The 15,927-nt window shown below is 63.8% G+C and carries 13 protein-coding genes; 10 read left to right on the plus strand and 3 right to left on the minus strand.

Annotated elements, in window-relative coordinates:
- Positions 1–154 precede the first annotated feature (154 nt).
- Complete coding sequence (locus ACFOW7_RS06320) at positions 155–631, minus strand: SRPBCC family protein (protein ID WP_378162215.1); 477 nt, start codon at positions 629–631, stop codon at positions 155–157.
- A 164-nt stretch (positions 632–795) separates the two neighbouring features.
- Here ACFOW7_RS06320 and ACFOW7_RS06325 point away from each other — a divergent pair, with 164 nt between their 5' ends.
- The 8 genes from ACFOW7_RS06325 to ACFOW7_RS06360 all read left to right on the plus strand — a co-directional run bounded on the left by ACFOW7_RS06325 (position 796) and on the right by ACFOW7_RS06360 (position 10,888).
- Positions 796–3,876 carry a S41 family peptidase gene (locus tag ACFOW7_RS06325; protein WP_378162217.1) on the plus strand — a complete coding sequence of 1,027 codons (3,081 nt, stop codon included), beginning with the start codon at positions 796–798 and terminating at the stop codon, positions 3,874–3,876.
- 624 nt (positions 3,877–4,500) lie between these two features.
- Positions 4,501–5,835: a HEAT repeat domain-containing protein gene (locus ACFOW7_RS06330; RefSeq protein WP_378162219.1), complete on the plus strand. Its 1,335-nt coding sequence runs from the start codon at positions 4,501–4,503 to the stop codon at positions 5,833–5,835.
- Positions 5,832–6,077, plus strand: coding sequence for a hypothetical protein (locus ACFOW7_RS06335; protein ID WP_378162221.1), 246 nt, complete (start codon positions 5,832–5,834; stop codon positions 6,075–6,077). Before ACFOW7_RS06330 ends, ACFOW7_RS06335 begins: the two co-directional genes overlap by 4 nt.
- A gap of 5 nt (positions 6,078–6,082) precedes the next feature.
- Positions 6,083–7,129 carry a DUF2169 family type VI secretion system accessory protein gene (locus ACFOW7_RS06340; protein ID WP_378162223.1) on the plus strand — a complete coding sequence of 349 codons (1,047 nt, stop codon included), beginning with the start codon at positions 6,083–6,085 and terminating at the stop codon, positions 7,127–7,129.
- A complete protein-coding gene (locus ACFOW7_RS06345; protein ID WP_378162226.1) occupies positions 7,126–8,241 on the plus strand; it encodes a hypothetical protein in 1,116 nt (371 codons plus the stop codon). Before ACFOW7_RS06340 ends, ACFOW7_RS06345 begins: the two co-directional genes overlap by 4 nt.
- Positions 8,211–9,275 carry a DUF4150 domain-containing protein gene (locus ACFOW7_RS06350; RefSeq protein WP_378162228.1) on the plus strand — a complete coding sequence of 355 codons (1,065 nt, stop codon included), beginning with the start codon at positions 8,211–8,213 and terminating at the stop codon, positions 9,273–9,275. The genes ACFOW7_RS06345 and ACFOW7_RS06350 overlap by 31 nt, the downstream gene beginning before the upstream one ends.
- A 20-nt stretch (positions 9,276–9,295) precedes the next feature.
- Positions 9,296–10,282 carry a type VI immunity family protein gene (locus ACFOW7_RS06355; protein WP_378162230.1) on the plus strand — a complete coding sequence of 329 codons (987 nt, stop codon included), beginning with the start codon at positions 9,296–9,298 and terminating at the stop codon, positions 10,280–10,282.
- 141 nt (positions 10,283–10,423) lie between these two features.
- Positions 10,424–10,888 carry a hypothetical protein gene (locus tag ACFOW7_RS06360; RefSeq protein ID WP_378162232.1) on the plus strand — a complete coding sequence of 155 codons (465 nt, stop codon included), beginning with the start codon at positions 10,424–10,426 and terminating at the stop codon, positions 10,886–10,888.
- A gap of 90 nt (positions 10,889–10,978) precedes the next feature.
- Here the strand turns inward: ACFOW7_RS06360 and fumC are convergent, their stop codons facing one another.
- Positions 10,979–12,385, minus strand: a complete 1,407-nt coding sequence (gene fumC / locus ACFOW7_RS06365) for a class II fumarate hydratase (RefSeq protein WP_378162234.1) — start codon at positions 12,383–12,385, stop codon at positions 10,979–10,981.
- A 494-nt stretch (positions 12,386–12,879) separates the two neighbouring features.
- Positions 12,880–13,809, minus strand: a complete 930-nt coding sequence (locus tag ACFOW7_RS06370) for a LysR family transcriptional regulator (protein WP_378162236.1) — start codon at positions 13,807–13,809, stop codon at positions 12,880–12,882.
- 106 nt (positions 13,810–13,915) lie between these two features.
- Here ACFOW7_RS06370 and gstA point away from each other — a divergent pair, with 106 nt between their 5' ends.
- Positions 13,916–14,524 (plus strand): glutathione transferase GstA, encoded by a 609-nt coding sequence (gene gstA / locus ACFOW7_RS06375; protein ID WP_378162238.1) that lies wholly within the window; start codon positions 13,916–13,918, stop codon positions 14,522–14,524.
- On the plus strand, positions 14,521–15,600 hold the full coding sequence (locus ACFOW7_RS06380; RefSeq protein ID WP_378162240.1) for an NAD(P)H-dependent flavin oxidoreductase: 1,080 nt from the start codon (positions 14,521–14,523) through the stop codon (positions 15,598–15,600). Before gstA ends, ACFOW7_RS06380 begins: the two co-directional genes overlap by 4 nt.
- The last annotated feature ends 327 nt before the right edge of the window (positions 15,601–15,927 follow it).

Here is a 15,927-nt window from a genome sequence, read left to right on the forward strand (position 1 = left end):
TTCTAGAAAAAATCCTGCAAAACGTCTGCAAGACATTTAGCCGGATACAAACAAAAATAAAACCTTATCACAACAACTTGCACAGGCCGCAAAAAACGCCTGCCACAGTGGCAGGCGTTTTTCATTGGGGCGGCGTCCACGGCTCCGGACACCTTCACATCCCCAGATCTCCACGTTCAGCCATCTCGCGGATCACCCGGACCGTATGCACGTCGGCGTCGCGGTAAGCGGCTTTGATATAGGGGATGAATTGGGTTTCTTCGTTGCCGCCGTTCTGTTCGGACAGCGGGGTGTGATAGACAAAGCGCAGAAACAGCCGCCCGGGTTCGGGCTGTTCGATGGTCATGGTCAGCGATCCGCCGCCGTGTTGCTCGCTTGGGGTCGTTTCATAGCGGACGCGCCTTTGCGGCTCGAACCAGATGCGGTCATGCACCAGCAGACTGCCAAAGCGCAGTTGGCGCTCCATAAAGCCTTCTTCACGCAAGGTGATGGTGGCATCGTCGAGATTGTCGAGAAACTCGCCGGGCGATTCGGCGCGGTGGATCAGTCCACGCCAGAGCTGGGCCACGCTCAACGGGGTCAGCATCGGATTATTGGGGTCGTTGATTTCGATCAGATGTTCGAAGTGCACGGCAGGCTCACAGTCTTGGGAATCAGGCGGAACGCGCCTGTTGCAAGTTTACGCCATCGCCGAAGCCCTGGCGCGCCCGGCTGGACGGCTGCCGCACCGGCTCGCCACAATCGCCGCCTTGGCCCCTTGCCGGCCCATCTCCCCTCACAGACAGGACACCCTCGATGCCCCTGCGTTCCGCCCTGTTGGCTGCGCTCAGTATCAGCGCGCTGGCCGACGGCCTTCCCACCCTGACCGAACCCGCCTTGTCGCCCGATGGCAGCACCATTGCCTTTGTCTCGGGCGGCGATATCTGGACCGTCCCCGCCAGCGGTGGCGAAGCCCGGCTGCTGGTGGCCCATCCGGCCACCGAATCGCGGCCGCAATGGTCGCCCGACGGCCGCCGGCTGATGTTTGCCTCGACCCGCAGCGGCAATGGCGATCTTTATCTGCTCGACCTCCAGGACAACCGCACCACCCGTCTGACCTTCGACGACCGGCTCGAACAGCCCGGTGGCTGGTCGCGCGACGGTCAGTGGTTCTACTTCGCCTCGCCTGCCCGCAATATCCAGCGGATGAACGATATCTGGCGCGTCAATGTGGCAGGCGGAATGCCGCAGTGGGTCACGGGCGAGCGCTATGTCGACCAGAGCTATCCGGCCATCTCGCCCGATGGCGACAGTCTGGCCGTGGCCGCACGCGGCTTTGACCAATGGTGGCGGCGCGGCGGCTCGCATATCGATCAGAGCGAGCTGTGGCTGCGGGAGCGCGGCCAATACCGCCGTCTGTCCGAACCGGGCGCCCGCGACACCTGGCCGATGTGGGATGCCAAGGGTCAGCGGCTGTATTTCGTCTCCAACCGGGGCGGTCAGGAAAATCTGTGGCGCCGCAGCCGCCAGGGCAAGGCCGAGAAACTGACCGATTTCCGCCAGGGCCGGGTGCTGTGGCCCAGCATCGCCTGGGATGGCCAGAGCATTCTGTTCGAGCGGGATTTCCGGCTATGGCGTTTTGATATCGTCAGCCGGCGGGCCCAGCCTATCGAGGTCAAGCTGACCGGCAGTGCCACCGGTCCTGGCCAGGAAAAGCTCGCAGTCGCCGACCAGGCCGAAGAGCTGGCCCTGTCGCCCGATGGCCGCCAATTGGCCTTTATCGCCCGGGGCGAAATCTGGCTGGCGCCGCTCGAAGGCGGCAGCGCGCGCAATCTGAGCCGCACGCCGGCGGCCGAACATCAGATCAGCTGGGCGCCTGACGGCAACAGCCTGGTCTATGTCTCCGAGCGCGACGGCCCAGGGCGGCTCTACCGTTTCGACCTCACCAGCAACCGCGAGACCCGGCTGACCCAGCACGGCCAGGGCGACGCCATGCCGCGTTTCTCGCCCGATGGCCGTCAGCTGGCCTTTATGCGCGATGGCGAAGAATTGCGGCTGCTCGATCTGCAAACCGGTACGGAAACTTCACGCTGGCGTGGGCTGGTCGGTCGTCCGCCGGTCTGGAACGACGGCGCCCTGACCTGGTCGCCCGATGGCCGCTGGCTGGCGGTGGCGGCAATCGGTGAGCGGCTCTACCGTACCGTCCAACTGGTGCCGGCCGATCAGGGCGCTGCGGTGCCGGTGAGCCGTTACGCCAGCCCGGCCATGGGCAAACGGGTCTGGTACAAGCCCGATGACCAGGGCAACGGCAACCCGCTGCTGCTGTTTACCCCGGACGGGGGCACCTTGCTGATGCGCCTGTTCCCGCATAGCGACCAGGGTCAGGTCGGTGCAGTCGATCTGGCCGCGCCGCGCCCGGTATTTGCCGGCGAAACGGCGGCCAAGGCCGGTCCGTGGCAGCTTGACCGGGCACTGGAGCGCAACCGGCTGCTGCCGATCGGGCTCGATGTCCAGTATTTCGCCCTCCGCCCCGACGGCCGCCAGCTCGCCGTGGTCGCCACCGTGGCCGGTCGGCAGAACCTGTGGCTCCATTCGCTTGACCCTACCGTGCGCGACAATCCGACCCGTCAGTTGACCCATAGCGCCGGCAGCAAGCAATTCCCGCAGTTCAGTGCCGATGGCCAGACTGTCTACTTCTTGCAGGAAGGCCGTATTCAGGCAGTCGGCATCGATGGCAAAGCCAAGACTCTGCAATTCGACGCCCAGATCGAGGTCGATTTCGAGGCCGACAAGCGCCAGCTGTTTGCCCAGACGCTGCAACTGCTGCGCGAGCATTTCTATGATGGGCAGCGCAAGGAATGGGAGGTGCTGGCCACCCGTTTCACTCCTTACGCCCATGGCGCCCGTACCCGCGACGAGCTGCGCCGCACCATTCTGTTGCTGTTGGGGGAACTCAATGTCTCCCATACCGGCATCTCCGCCCCCAAACGCGACACCATCACCGAAACCGGTCGACTCGCGGTCAATCTGACCTCACGCGGCGGCAAGCTGCTGGTGACAGGCGTGGTGCCCAACGGACCGCTCGATCTGGCCGGGGGGCGGATCGGCGATCTATTGAGCGCCATCGACGGCCAGCCCGTCGATGCCCAGACCAACCCCGACTCGCTGCTCAACGGCAAGATCGGCCTCAAGATCACGCTGACGCTGCAAAACGGCGAGGACGGCACACGCGAGGTGACGGTCAAGCCGATCAACTATGCCGACGAGGCCACGCTGCGCTACCGCGAATGGGTGGAGGTCAACCGCGCCTATGTCGATCGGCATAGCGGCGGCCGGGTCGGTTATGTCCATCTGATCAATATGTCGGATGAGGCGCTGCGGCAGTTTCTGCTCGATCTCGACGCCGACAACCAGAAACGCGACGGCGTGGTGATCGATGTGCGCAATAACTTCGGCGGCTATGTCGATAGCCATGTGCTCGATGTATTGAGCCGCAAGAGCCACTTCAAGGTGGTGCCGCGCGGCCTGCCCCAACTGCCGGGCCGGGCCGGGGTGGGCTCGCCGGCCCTGGAAAAACTGACCGTGCTCGTGACCAACAAGATCACCCTGTCCGATGGCGAAGTCTTTACCGAAGGCTACCGCTCGCAAAAGCTCGGTCCGATCATCGGCGAGCCGGGGGCTGGCTGGGTGATCTTCACCAGCGGCCGCCAACTGGTGGACGGCTCGATGCTGCGCCTGCCGTTCGGCAACGTGATCGCCACCCGCACCGGGGAACCGCTCGAAGGCGTGTCGCGCGGCGTTGATCTGCCGGTTGACCTGCCAATCGGGCTATACGGACGCGATACCCAGCTTGATCTGGCCATCAGGATATTGCTCGACAAAACCCCCAGAAAGTAAAAACAGGACGGCTCCCGTGCTGCGGTTGCAACGGGAGCCGTTTTTTGGATACTCACTCTTTTCTAGAAAATATTCTGCAATATATCTGCAACACATGGGCCGCACATAGAATATAAATAAATAAAATCACGCACTTTCTCTCTCATTCAAGATCAAAGCCTCTTCACCTCCCGTCAAATAAAAATCCAGACGCCCAAGCACGCCAGCTTTCCCTCGCCATTCTTACCGGGCATCTACGCCATTCCCGCCTCATTATTCATCTCTGCTGCTGCCGCCCTCCAATACCAGAGTCAATCGGGCGCAGAGTCGGACGGTCCTTATCCGCAAAAAGCGCGACAAACACAGCAGCAATAATGGTTTACGAAGCTTGGCCTGAAAGCCTTATATGAGCCTGTGAACATATTTCATAAACCATTGTTATGAATTAGGTTTACAAATCTCCTTTTACTTGCCGCTTTTTTCAGGCTGTGAATTGTTTCCGTATCAGCAAGGTCGAAATCGGGCTTACGCTGCAAGCTGTGACTTCGCTATATTTCCAACGCGAGATAGCGCTTTCGCCTGATTACAAATGTCCTAAAAGCGCGCTATCAATTTCCTGCCTCCAACCGGCTTCGCTTTCGCGCCATGACAATCGCTGCTTCCCGTCTTGCTGCATCGCCTCCTGCCGTGCCTGCTGGCGCAGTGCTGCATCCGCTGGCCGGTCGCAATCATGAGCGGCTGGCCGATCAATACGCCGATCTGCTGATGCTGGACTGGCAGCGGCGGGCCAAGGTGCTGCGCAATCCCACTCTCGATTTCCATGCGCTGTGGCAGCACGACGACCGTTTGCAAAGTGCGCTCGATTCGCTGTTATGGCTGGGCGAACCGGCGCGGGCGCCTATGCAGGCCTGGCTGAAGGAGCCCCTGCGCCAGAACGAGACCTTCGCGCTCACGCTGTATGCGCTGGCGGCCAGGGACACTGCCTTGCTCGACACCTGCTGTGCATTGATCGTGGCGATTCCCGATCTGCAAGGCGCGTTTACGGCGGCTTTTCTCTGGGCCCCGGTCTCGCCGCTGTTTATCCAGCGACTGAGCCAGTTGCCACCGGCTTTGCGTATTCAGATCGTCAGCCAGCGCCATTTCCATCTGCCCGGCACCATCGACGACACCCTGGGCTGGATGCGCACGCTCGACCCGACGCCCTCGATTGCCGAGCACGCGCTGCATTTCGTGCGTCATCTGGGCGACCCACAGATGGCGCGGGCGGCGCAATCGTATCTGCGCCATGAGGCAGCCGGGGTGCGACTGGCGGCCACCCAGATATTGCTTTTGCTGTGTTCGGCCGAATACCGACCCCTGGCACGAGACGGACTGTTGGCGCTGATCCATGGCGACGACCCGGTAGTGGCGGCTGCCGCCTTGCGTTGTCTGGCGCTGCATGACCCGATTGGGGCGGCTGCACCGGTCGAGGCGCTGGCCCAGCGCGACGATGCGCGGCGTGTCTATCTGAGCGCCCTGGGCTGGCGTGGCGATCTGGCAGCGGTGCCCATCTTGCTCGACTATCTGGACGATCCGCACCACAGCCGCATCGCGGCGGCCGCGCTGATGCTGCTGACCGGTTCCGACCCGGCCCGCGACGGCTGGCTGGCGCCCCGGCCCGATCAGGCGCGCAGCGAGGCCGAAGACCATATTCCGCCGCGTGACGCTGATGACTCGCTGCCCTGGCCCGATGCCCAGGGCTTTCGGCAGTGGTGGCGACGACAGGCAAGCCGTTTTGCCCGCGACCGCCGCCATTTTCTCGGTCAGCCGCTGACGCTACCGTGGCTCGACGCGGTGCTGTACGGCGGTCCTCTGCCCTGGCGTCGGCTCGCGGCCGAGCATCGTCAGCGTCTATTGCGCGGGCCGCTGTTCCCGACCGAATTGCCGGCGGCCACACAGCGCGCCCTGTTCCCCACTTTGCACGCAAAGGCTTCGCCATGAACCCTGAGATCGAACTATTGCTGACCACTGCCTATGACGAAGCCCCCACCGCCCCGACTCCGGCCCCGCCCGCGATCGAAGATGAGTTGATCTTCGAATCCAACCGGCGCATCACGCTGCGTTGCGGCCGTTCGAGCATCACCCTCTACCCCAACGGCAAGATCGCGCTGCGCGGCGACTATATCCTCAGCGAGGCCGAAGGCATCAACCGGATCGCCGGTGGCCAGATCGAACTGAACTGACCGCCATGTGGGCACTCGACAACCGCACGCCCTATGCCGCCGACAGCGGCTGGCTGCGCGATCCTTCCGGGGCGGAAATCTGGGTGGTGGCGGTCAAGGCGACCTATGACATCCTGCCCGACGGCAGCACCAGACTGGCGGCGCAGCAGCCACCGGTCCACAGCGGCCCGCAGCCGCACCCTGGTCTGGAGAGCCTGTGTTACGGCACCGACCTCGGCCCGAGCAAGGCCGCCACCGATATCCTGCTCAACGGCCACGCCTACGCCCAGGATGGCCAGCCGGTCAGCGAGCTGCTGGTCGGGTTCAAGGTGGGCAATCTGAGCCGTTCCGCCCGTGTCCACGGCGACCGGCAATGGCAGCATGGCTTGCTGTTTGCCTCGATCGGACCCGCCGAGCCGTTTCTCAAGATGCCGCTGGTCTATGAGCGGGCCTTCGGTGGGCCGGAAGGGGATGCGCCGGCGCCGCAGCACAATCCGGTCGGGCGCGGCCTGGTGGCCGATGAGGCGGGACGGCTGTGGCTGCCCAATCTCGAATCGATCGACCAGCCGATCTATCGCCAGGATGACCGGCCGCCACCGGTGAGTTTCGGCCCGATCGCCAGCCACTGGCCGGCGCGGCGCCGCTGGGCCGGCACCTATGACCGGCATTGGCGCGAACAGCGCTATCCGCTGCCCCCCAACGATCTCGACCCGCGCCATTGGCAGCTTGCCCCGCCCGAGCAACAGGTGGCCGGTTATCTGCGGGGCGGCGAGGAAGTGGTGCTGATCAATCTGACGCCACCGGGCTTTGCCGTCGGCGGACGGCTGGCTTTTCGGCTGCCCCGGCTGACCCTGGCCTTCCAGACCCGGTTTGAAGACGGCAGCCGCAGTATCAGCCGCTCGGTGATCCACAGCCTGATCCTCGAACCCGACTTTCCGCGCTTCAGTGTGGTCCACCATATGACCCTGCCCTGTCACCCCAAGGTCAACCGGCTCGACCGCACCCGGATCAGCGAGAAACGCCGCCCACTCGACCCGCCGCCCCTACCCGTCCCGCAGGAAGCGAGCATATGACCCCGGCCATCACGATCGTCGCCGCTGCCTGCGGCTTTCCGTCGGGCCCGACCATGGAACTGGCCGACACGGCCGTGCGCAGCCAACTGTCGTTGTTGCAGGCGCATCCGCACTATCTCGACCGCGCCGGCATTCCCGCCAAGGTGAGCTGTTTTCCGGCCGAGCAGCCTTTTGCTGCGGCACGTTGGGAAACCCTGGCGCTGGCCGCACTCGACAATCTGACCTGTCGGCTCGAACGCCAGCTTGGCAGCGACCGCCCCTGGCCACCCAGTCTGCTGTGGCTGGTATTGCCCGACCCGAACCACCGTCCCGCCCTGCCGGCCGGCCTGTTCGAGCGGCTCAGCTCAGCCGTGCGCCGCTCGCCGCTGCCTTGGGAAACCATCGAGCCGGTGCTGGGCGGCCACGCGGCCGGGATGACCGCGCTGGGGCAGGCAGCAGCAGCGCTGGCGCAGCGGCCCGACGCGCTGGCCGTGATCCTGGCGGTTGAGGCGGACCTGAGCGCCGATGCACTGACCTGGCTCGATCTGCAAGCCCTGCTGCACGGCGCCCATGAGCCCTGGCGCGGTCGTTTCCGGCCGCAGCCTTATGGGCGGATTCCCGCTGAAGGCGCCGCCGCGCTGGCGCTGGCCCGCTTGAACGACCCGGTGGCCGGCTGGGCGACGCTGCTGGGTTGCGCCACGGCCGCGGAACCGATGACTTATCGCTGTCCCGAGCCGTGTACCGGGCTTGGACTGACGCAAGCGGTACGGCAGGCGCTGAGCCAAGCCGGCTCGATCAACCCGATCGACTGTGTGCTGGCTGACCTCAACGGCGAGCCGTACCGGGCCGACCAGTACGGTTTTACGGCGCTGCGGCTCAGCGATGTGCTGCAGGCCGACTGGCAGACCCTCACACCGGCCCTGGCCAGCGGCGACCTGGGCAGCGCCAGCGCCATCGCCCATCTGGCGCTGGCGGCCTATTCGCTGTGGCAGCGGCCGCAGGCCGGCACCCAGCTGGTACTGGCAAGTTCGGACGACCCGCTGCGCGGTGCCGCGCTGTTGGGCGCTACCCAACCGATTCCCGCCCTGCCGGAGGTGCAGCCATGGCGATCACCATCAACGTCAACCGCCTGACCCTGTGTCACCGGGCCAGCCAAGGCATCAGCCACAACACCCTGCCCGATGTCTGCAAGACCCCGGAAAAGGGTCTGCCCATGCCCTACGAGAACGAGGCCTACTCGCATACCCTGGTCCAGGGCAGCACCACCGTCTATGCCGATGGCGGCAATATGATCGCCAAGCTGGGCAGCCGGTTTGCCCGCAGCATCTACGACGAGCAGGGCATCATGGGCGGCATCGTGTCGGGCGTGAATATGGCCGAGGCCGATTGGATCAGCCACTCTTTCGATGTGATGATCGAGCGCAGACCCGCCTGCCGGCTGACTGACAAGATGTTCATGAATCACCGCAACACGGTGAATCTGGCCGGCCTGCGCCAACGCGATCTGCCGGAGGCCGATCAGGAATTCTTCGACGAGCTGTGCGAAATGGCCTGCGACTGCCTCAACGCCCTGCGCGGCCGGCTGGCGCCGGGGCAGACGTTCCAGGACTGCGTCAAGAACAAGATCGACGACACCTACTACGACAACGGCTACCCGCGCGCCGATGCGCCGATGTGGCGCGAAGTGCCGTTTGACCGTGGCAATAACTGGAATATGATCGGCAGCCGCAACAACCCCAATGTGCCGACATCGAACTATATCCGGCCCAATTCGCGCCGGCTCGATGTGGCGCGCACCGACGGCAACGGCAATATCACCCGGCTGTTCGATATGAAGTTCGGTGACGATGTGCTGACACCGGAAGCGCAGCGCGACTACCAGCGTATCGCCCGCGAACGCACCGGCAGCGCCGATAATTTCGAGGAATTCCGGGTCGAGGACCGCTGCGACTGCGACCCGCCCGATCCGACCCCGGCGCCCGTGCCGGTTCCGGTACCTGTGCCCGTCCCGGTTCCTGCGCCCTCCCGCAGCCTGCTCGACGAATTCGGCGAGGCACTGACTTCGACCACCGGCCTCAAGGTGACCGGCACTGCATTGGTACTGATCTTTGTGGTGTCCGAAGTGTCGCGGCTGTTTCCGCCGCGCAATCTGGTGCCGATTCCCTGACCCCCACTTGCCTCTACGCCATGGAACCCCATCAAGTCATCGCCGAGCTGATCCAACGTCAGGGCGGCCTCGCTGCGCTGGACCGGCTTCATCTGCCCTATGCCCGCGCCAATGCCGGCCCGGCCGCCAAGTTCGGCCTGGCGGTCGAGCTGTTCCTGCCCGATATCGACCGCGCCGTGCTGCGCGAGCGGGCCGCGCAATTTCTGAGCGACTACTGGCAGACCTTTCCGGAGCGGGTCAATGCCCTGTTGCTGCGCGACAAGCGGCGGGCGGTCAAATTCAGCGGCGACCCGAGCGCCCAGCTTCGTGCCGATCTCGACAAATATCCGATAGACAGCGGCTATAGCGGCGCGCTGTTCGGCGCAGTCGACATCGGTCTGCCCAATGACGATATTCCGCCCTATCAAGCCTCGGTACTGATCAGCCGGCGCGAGGAACACGAACTGTCCTTCGTCTGTGCCACCTTCCCGATCTGCCAGGACGATATCCCCCGCTTCGAGCTGCTGCTGACGCTGGTACTGCGCTGGTGCGAACTGTGCCAACCCGTCCACGGCTCGGCCGGCTATGCCCTGCTGTTTGCGCCGGGCATGCAGCAGAACACCGCGCAGGCGCTATCGCTGATCAAGCGCTTCCCCGGCCTCGACATCCTCAACAGCCCGCGCTTCTCGCTTGAAACCGGCGCGGTGCACGACCGGATCAAATCGGTCAACTGGCTGACCGTGCTCAATGACGATCTGGTGCAGCAGTCAGGCGGACTCGATGCGATGCGGGCGGCACTGGAGCCGTTTTGCAAGGTGCGGACCTATTCGGGCGGCGTGGTCATCCAGGCCGGCATCGACCCGCAGTTGGGCGACTTGCAGACTGGCAATATTGCCGAAGCCTACCGTCAGGTCGCTCGTCATCTACAGCCGCTGCGCTTTGAAAACTATCGTGATGGCTTGTTCCGGGTGCCCAGTGGACTCGATGCGATAACAGAAACCCTGAGCTGGCTGCGACGGTTCGATTAGCAAAAAACATTCGTTTAGGGTCGTCGGCAGATGCGAAATCTTCCCATTCATGCGAGGCTATGCCGCCGCGTCGCGGTCTAGCCCGCTGCGGGCAATGCGACAGTGGCTGATCCGTACTTCCACTTTCGGAGACTTCTACCTGTGAAAAAATTCGCTGCCCGCCTGCTGTTTCCGGCCGTTCTGGCTGCCTCCGCCCTGGCGCACGCCAATTCCTACGACCCTGCCACCAACCGCCTGACCGTCGATTCGGTCCAGGTCGGTGACACCATCTACACCAATGTGGTGATCTCGGTGGGCCAGATCCACAGCATCGGCGGCAGCCGTCCGGCCACCCCGGTGGCACCGACCTGCTCCTCGGCCAATTTCACCACCGCCGCGTTCAATGCCATCAAGGTCGGCATGACGCTTGATCAGGTCAATCAGACCATGGGCTGCCAATACGATGCGGGCGCCACGATCCGGATTCAGGGTGCAGTGGTCTATCGCTGGCAGAGCCTGACCCCGACGGTCAAGATGGTGCAGGTGTGGTTCAACGCCGACGGCACGCTGGTGACGCCCCCGGGCGGCGAATCGACCGCTGCGTTCAAGTCGTCGAGCGGCTTCTGAGCGATTCATGTCGGGCGACAGCCCGGATAGAAAAAAACAGCCATGCTTTGCCCAGCATGGCTGTTTTACTTGGGACGAGCGCAGACGAGCTTAAGGCCGGGTCATCTCCACCGGCGAAATCCACTGCTCGTACTGCTCGCTGGTCAGATAGCCCAGCGCCAGCGCTGCTTCGCGCAAGGTGGTGCCTTCGTGATGGGCCTTCTTGGCAATCTGGGCGGCACGGTCGTAACCGATATGGCGGTTGAGCGCCGTCACCAGCATCAGGTTCTTGTCCAGATTCTCCCGGATGCGCTCGCGATTGGGTTCGATGCCCACGGCGCAATGGTCGTGGAAGGCCAGACAGGCATCGGCCAGCAATTCGATGCTTTCGAGCACGTTGTGCACCATCACGGGCTTGAACACATTGAGCTGGAAATTGCCCTGCGAGCCGGCAAACGCCACGGCGGCGTCGTTGCCGAACACCTGCACGCACACCATGGTCATCGCCTCGCACTGGGTCGGGTTGACCTTGCCCGGCATGATCGACGAGCCCGGTTCGTTTTCCGGAATGGTCAGCTCGCCGATGCCGTTGCGCGGGCCGCTGGCGAGCCAACGCACATCGTTGGCCATTTTCATCAGCCCGCCGGCCAGGGTGCGCAGGCTGGCCGACACATTGACCAGGGCATCGTGGGCCGCCAGGGCGAAGAACTTGTTGTCGGCGCTGCGGAACGGATAGCCGGTCAGCTCGGCAATATGGTGAGCCGCCCGCTCGCCGAATTTCGGATGGGCATTGAGGCCCGTTCCGACCGCCGTGCCGCCGATGGCCAGGTCATACACGCCCGGCAGCGCCGCCCGCACGCTGGCCAGCCCGAAATCGAGCTGGGCAACCCAGGCGCCGATTTCCTGGCCCAGGGTGATCGGGGTGGCGTCCTGCAAATGGGTGCGGCCGACCTTGACCAGCTCGCGATTGGCTTCGGCCTTGGCTGCCAGCGTGTCGCGCAGCCGCGAGACGGCCGGAAACAGACGGCGGTGCATCTGCTCGACCACCGCGATATGCATGGCCGTCGGGAAGGTATCGTTGGACGACTGACCACGGTTGACATGGTCGTTGGGGTGAACCGGATTCTTGCTGCCCGGCACGCCCCCGGCCAGTTCGATGGCGCGGTTGGAGATCACTTCGTTGGCATTCATATTCGACTGGGTGCCCGAGCCGGTCTGGAACACCACCAGCGGGAAATGCCGGTCGAGCCGGCCTTCGATCACCTCGTCAGCCGCCCGCACGATCAGATTGCCCAGCTCGGCCGGCACTTCGCCCAGCTCGACATTGGCCTGGGCTGCTGCTTTTTTCAGAATGCCCAGCGCCCGGATCATCGGTGCCTGCCAGGTGAAGCGCTCGACCCCGATCGGGAAATTCTCGATGGAACGTTGGGTCTGCGCCCCCCAATAACGATCGGCCGGCACTTCGATGGCGCCCATCGAATCGGTTTCAGTACGGGTATGGCGCTCGGTTTGCTGCATGGAACTTCCTCCTCGGTACAGAACTGGCATTGCCCGACCTCGGCCGGGCAAGCAAAACGGAATCGACCGCTAGCGCTCGATTCCTACGCAAGAACAGACGTTCATCGCCACGACAGGTTTAGGCAAATCCGTCGAGGGTAAAGGCAGGGAGAAACAGTTTCAGCGAAATATTATTTATTTGTTTTTGTTAACAGCTATATATCTAGCAACTGTTTTGCAGGATATTTGTTTTTCTTGAATGTTCCAGTAGCGCCAACACTGGGTATCGAGCAAGGGCGCATCGAAGTGTAGCGGAGATCCCCCTGCCTCGCGCCTCGGCCTCCAGCAAGCCTTCTGCCCCTTGCCGGCGGACAGGCACACGGGCTTTTCGCTTGAACGGGTGTCTGGGCATTCCAACCTGTCTGGCCACCTTGGCTCGGCGGCATGGTCTGAGCGGATTTCCAGTCGATCCGGAATCGGAAGGGTATGGACGTCAAAGCTCAGCCGCGTAGCCCTCACCCAGACTTGGCGACGACTTTGCCGACTTCGGCCAGCAGAAAATCGATCAGTACCCGCACCCGCAGCGGCATATGGCGGTTGCGCGGATAGAGCAGAGAAAACGGCCGCGAGCGGCCGCCGAAGTCCTGCATCACCTCGACCAGCGTTCCCGCTGCCAGATCGCGTTCGACGATAAAGCGGCAGGTCTGCAACAGGCCGCCACCGTGCCGGGCCAGGGTGAGGCCGCCCAACAGGTCTTCGCTGCAACAGATGCCACCCCGGGTTGGCAGATCGATATCGTGGCCCTGCTCCCGAAACAGCCAGTTCACCCGCTGGCCGCTGCTTGGCAGCACGAATTGCAGACAGTCGTGCTGCGGCAGATCGGCCAGGCTGTGCGGCACGCCGGCCCGGGCCAGATAGTCGGGAGAGGCCACGACCACCAGTTCCGCCTCTTCGAGCTTACGTACCACCAGACCCGAGTCGGGCGGATTGCGGCCACGGACCGCCAGATCGTAGTCGTCGCTGGCGAAATCGATATTGCGGTTACTCAGCTGTACTTCGAGCTCCACCGCCGGATAGCGCGCCCGGAATGCCGGCAGTAGCGGCAAGACCCGATAGTGGCCGAAGGGGGTGGGAAGGCTGAGTCGGACGGTGCCGACCGGTGAGGACTGCTGGCCCGTCAATTCGCGCTCGGCTTCGTTGAGCTGGCCCAGCGCCTGACGGCATTGGCGGTAATAGGCTTCGCCGCCTTCGCTGAGGCGGATGCGGCGGGTGGTGCGGACAAACAGCCGGGTGCCGAGTTTTTCCTCCAGGCGCGAAATCGCCCGGCTGACGGCAGCCGGCGTCAGGCCGCAGGCAGTAGCGGCTGCGGTAAAGCTCCCCAGCTCCGCCGCCAGACAGAACAATTCGATACTGCCCAGCATGGTGGCACCGAATTGGCGCGCCATATTCTTTACCTGATGTAATGAATGAAATGCATGATCCCATATTTATCGTGTTTCGCCCGCGCCATACGATGACAGCCGTTTTCACCCACTTCTAGAAAGCCCTGTCATGAAACTGTTCTTCTCTCCCAATGCCTGCTCGCTTTCTCCCCATATCGTCTTGCGTGAGGCCGGCGTGCCGGTCGAGCTGGTCAAAGTCGATCTCAACAGCCATCTGACGGCCGACGGCATCGATTACTACACCATCAATCCCAAGGGTCAGGTGCCGCTGCTTCAGCTTGAAGACGGCAGCTATCTGAGTGAGGGCGCCATCATTGCCCAGTACATCGCCGACCGCGCCGATCACGGCCTGTTGCCGCCGGTAGGCGACCCGGCCCGCTACCGGGTGCTGGAATGGCAGAACTACATCAGCACCGAGCTGCACAAGGCGTTTTCCCCGCTGTTCAACCGAGAGCTGAGTGCCGACACCCATCAGAAGCTGCGCGCATTGCTGCGCAAGAAATTCGAATGGGTCGATGCCCAGTTGCAGCAGCACGGCCCTTATCTCCATGGCGAGCGCTTTACCGTCGCCGATGCCTATCTATTTACCGTCACGCGCTGGGCCGGCTATGTCGGCCTTGATCTGAGCGATCTGGCCTCCTTGCAGGCCGCGCTGCGCCAGATGACCGAGCGGCCCGCGGTCAAGGCGGCCCTGGCAGCCGAAGGGGCCGCCCAATGAACCCCTGGCCCGCCACCGACTTCACCCGTCGCCTGGGCTTGCGCCTACCCGTGGTCCAAGGCCCGTTTGGCGGCGGGCTGTCCTCGGTCGAGCTGACCGCAGCCGTCAGCGAAGCCGGCGGTCTTGGCTCGTTCGGGGCGCATCATCTCGACGCCGCCGCGATCCGCGACACGGCAGCAGCGATCCGGCAACGGACCGGGCGGCCGTTTGCGCTGAATTTGTGGATTCCACACGAACAAAGCGACGCCCCGCCCCTCGACGACCAAGGCTTCGATGGCTATCTCGCCACCCTCGCGCCTTATTTCCAGGAATTGGGCGTCGCACTGCCGACCCGACCGGCACGCTTTATGCCGCCCTATCAGGAACAGGTCGAAGCGTTGCTGGCGGTGCGACCGGCGGTGTTCAGCTTTGTGTTCGGCATTCCGGCGCCCGAGATCTTGCAGCGTTGCCGCGAACTCGAGATCACCACCGTGGGGGCCGCCACCACGGTGGACGAGGCCTGCGCACTCGAACAGGCGGGCGTCGATATGGTGGTCGCAACGGGCTTTGAGGCAGGCGGCCATCGGGTCTCGTTTCTGCGCCGGGCCGAGGATTCGCTGACCGGCACTTTCGCCCTGATTCCCCAGGTGGCGGATGCGGTGCACTGTCCGGTGATCGCGGCCGGCGGCATCGCCGACGGTCGGGGCGTGGCCGCCGCGTTGACCCTGGGTGCAGCGGCGGCACAGATCGGCACGGCTTTTCTCGCCTGCCGCGAATCGAACGCCAGCGCCCTGCATCGGGAGCGGCTGTTCAGCCCCGACGCCCGCCATACCGGCCTGACCCGGGCCTTCAGCGGGCGATTGGCGCGCAGCATCCGCAATCGTCTGATGGAAGAAGTCAAACAGTCCGCGCCCTATCCGATCCAGAACTGGCTGACCGCTCGCCTGCGCCCGGCTGCCACCGAGCAGGGACGGGCCGATCTGATGTCCTTGTGGGCCGGGCAGGCAGCACCGCTGTTGCGGCATCGTGATGCGGCAACATTGCTGGCCGCTTTGCAGCAGGAAACGCTGGCGGCGCTTGGGCGGTTTGGCCGTTGAGGGAAGTGGTTCAGGGGAGGCGGACACTGTCCGCTTCTGCCTGCCTGGGAGAGGAAACCGGTGTGTCATGCACAAAATCCGCGCTTCTCGACACTCGGAGCTGATTGGCGGATCAAAGGGCAATCACGCCGTTTTTTTCCACTCATGGGCCGCAAGTCGCGGATTTTGAGCTGATTTTCGCCAGAAATGGACTGCTGTGGCGGCTTCGCCGGACTTACGCGATTTGGGGCAGGCGGCGGAACGTTGGATAATCGCCCTGATGGCCATCTGCATCGGGGAGGAGCCCCCAATGGTGCGCGATGCAATGGCCAGGTTTCTGCCGGCCCG

Origin of the sequence: Chitinimonas lacunae (assembly GCF_042650885.1) — a bacterium.
Classification (GTDB): Bacteria; Pseudomonadota; Gammaproteobacteria; order Burkholderiales; family Chitinimonadaceae; genus Chitinimonas_A; species Chitinimonas_A lacunae.

Bases quoted from the DNA above. Each gene is read 5' to 3' on its own strand.
- ACFOW7_RS06325 (WP_378162217.1), top strand. From the start codon at position 796: ATGCCCCTGCGTTCCGCCCTGTTGGCTGCGCTCAGTATCAGCGCGCTG.
- ACFOW7_RS06330 (WP_378162219.1), top strand. From the start codon at position 4,501: ATGACAATCGCTGCTTCCCGTCTTGCTGCATCGCCTCCTGCCGTGCCT.
- ACFOW7_RS06335 (WP_378162221.1), top strand. From the start codon at position 5,832: ATGAACCCTGAGATCGAACTATTGCTGACCACTGCCTATGACGAAGCC.
- ACFOW7_RS06340 (WP_378162223.1), top strand. From the start codon at position 6,083: ATGTGGGCACTCGACAACCGCACGCCCTATGCCGCCGACAGCGGCTGG.
- ACFOW7_RS06345 (WP_378162226.1), top strand. From the start codon at position 7,126: ATGACCCCGGCCATCACGATCGTCGCCGCTGCCTGCGGCTTTCCGTCG.
- ACFOW7_RS06350 (WP_378162228.1), top strand. From the start codon at position 8,211: ATGGCGATCACCATCAACGTCAACCGCCTGACCCTGTGTCACCGGGCC.
- ACFOW7_RS06355 (WP_378162230.1), top strand. From the start codon at position 9,296: ATGGAACCCCATCAAGTCATCGCCGAGCTGATCCAACGTCAGGGCGGC.
- fumC (WP_378162234.1), bottom strand. From the start codon at position 12,385: ATGCAGCAAACCGAGCGCCATACCCGTACTGAAACCGATTCGATGGGC.
- ACFOW7_RS06370 (WP_378162236.1), bottom strand. From the start codon at position 13,809: ATGGCGCGCCAATTCGGTGCCACCATGCTGGGCAGTATCGAATTGTTC.
- gstA (WP_378162238.1), top strand. From the start codon at position 13,916: ATGAAACTGTTCTTCTCTCCCAATGCCTGCTCGCTTTCTCCCCATATC.
- ACFOW7_RS06380 (WP_378162240.1), top strand. From the start codon at position 14,521: ATGAACCCCTGGCCCGCCACCGACTTCACCCGTCGCCTGGGCTTGCGC.